The organism is Streptomyces synnematoformans (genome assembly GCF_039531005.1).
In the GTDB taxonomy this organism is placed as follows: domain Bacteria; phylum Actinomycetota; class Actinomycetes; order Streptomycetales; family Streptomycetaceae; genus Streptomyces; species Streptomyces synnematoformans.
Map to the genome: position 1 here is coordinate 1 of NZ_BAAAPF010000641.1, position 1,521 is coordinate 1,521.

Sequence of the window (1,521 nt, forward strand, 5' to 3'; positions counted from 1 at the left end):
AGCGCGGGGTCGACGTCGAGGCGTACGGCAGCGCGGGCGTCGTCGCCGGGGGCGGTGCCGGCGGCGTCCGGCGCCGCCGCGGCCACCGGGCGACGTCTTCCGCTCCGTCGCCTGCGGCGAGGACGGTGCCCTGGCCCAGGGCGAAGGTCGCGGTGTCGCTGGTGCGGGCGGCGCTGCGGGGCGCGGGGATGAGATCCATGACCTCATCCTGCCCCAGGACCGCGGTTTGGACTAGACCATTCGGCCGACGGTCCGGGGCCGCGGCCGGGGCGCGGCTACTTCTTCTTGCCGCCGTCCTTACCGCCGTCCTTGCCGCCACCGCCGGCGCCCATGGACTCGTAGATCTCCTTGCACATGGGGCAGACGGGGTACTTCTTCGGATCACGCCCCGGGACCCAGACCTTGCCGCAGAGCGCCACGACGGGCGTGCCGTCGAGCGCGCTGGCCATGATCTTGTCCTTCTGGACGTAGTGGGCGAAGCGCTCGTGGTCGCCGTCGCCGTGCGACACCTCCGGCGTCGGTTCGACGAGGGTGCCGGTGCCGGTTCCGCGATCGGGCTCGGGGAGAGGAGTGCTCATGTTGGCCAAGGGTACCGACGGCACCGCCGATTAGTTGAGGCTCGGGTCGTCCGGATATGTCGCGACCATGGCAAGCTCGCTGCGCTGCCGCCGCAGCACCGCGCGCCACAGCCCCTCCGGTGCAGGCGAGGACACGTCGCCGGGCTCCGACTCCACGACGTACCACGCACCGTCGTCCAGCTCCTCCTCCAACTGCCCGGGACCCCATCCCGCGTACCCCGCGAAGATCCGCAGCGTGCCCAGCTCCGCCGCCAGCAGCTCCGGCGGTGCGTCCAGGTCGACCAGGCCGATGGCGCCGTGCACCCGGCGCCAGCCGAGCGGCCCCGCGCCGCCGCCCGGCCCGTCGCCGGCCTGGTCGCCGGGCACCACCGCCAGGCCGAGCGCCGAGTCGAGGGAGACCGGGCCGCCCTGGAAGACCACGCCGGGGTCGCCGGCGAGGTCGGCCCAGTCCCGCAGCACGTCGCCGACGCCGACCGGGGTCGGCCGGTTGAGCACGACGCCGAGCGAGCCCTCCTCGTCGTGGTCGAGCAGGAGCACCACGGTCCGGGTGAAGTTCGGATCGGTGAGCGCCGGCGTCGCGACGAGCAGCCGGCCCGTCAGGGATGACACCTCCGTCATGCGGACATGATCCCGCAGTTGCGGGCGCGAGGGGAGCGGACGGGCGAGGAATACGGCAAAGCGCGCACCCGCGCGGTGGGGCGGCGGCTCCCGCGCCCCTCCAGGCCCACGGGGTACGCACGCGGCGCCGCCGGGCGCGCGGGAGTGCGCCGCGCAAGGCGGCGCACCCGAACCGCCCACGCCCCCGCCGCCGGGGGCCGGGCCCCCACGCACCCGGCACCCGGCACCCGGCACCCGGCACCCGGCACCCGGCACCCGGAGCAGGGTCTGTCCCCAACCCCGCCCCTTCCCGAAACCGGGGCTCCGCCCCCGCCCCCCACGCGCG

General features: G+C 75.6%; 2 protein-coding genes and 1 pseudogene. All 3 read right to left on the reverse strand.

What is annotated here, in order from left to right:
* Positions 1-199 (reverse strand): annotated as a pseudogene (locus tag ABD317_RS36795) (hypothetical protein); the annotation flags it as partial.
* Between the two features lie 76 nt (positions 200-275).
* Positions 276-578 (reverse strand): DUF3039 domain-containing protein, encoded by a 303-nt coding sequence (locus ABD317_RS36800; RefSeq protein ID WP_027754355.1) that lies wholly within the window; start codon positions 576-578, stop codon positions 276-278.
* A 30-nt stretch (positions 579-608) separates the two neighbouring features.
* Complete coding sequence (locus ABD317_RS36805; RefSeq protein WP_027754356.1) at positions 609-1,196, reverse strand: YqgE/AlgH family protein; 588 nt, start codon at positions 1,194-1,196, stop codon at positions 609-611.
* Between the last annotated feature and the right edge of the window lie 325 nt (positions 1,197-1,521).

What these genes read in the sequence shown, in the direction of transcription:
- ABD317_RS36800 (WP_027754355.1), bottom strand. Translation starts at nt 578, where the DNA reads ATGAGCACTCCTCTCCCCGAGCCCGATCGCGGAACCGGCACCGGCACC.
- ABD317_RS36805 (WP_027754356.1), bottom strand. Translation starts at nt 1,196, where the DNA reads ATGACGGAGGTGTCATCCCTGACGGGCCGGCTGCTCGTCGCGACGCCG.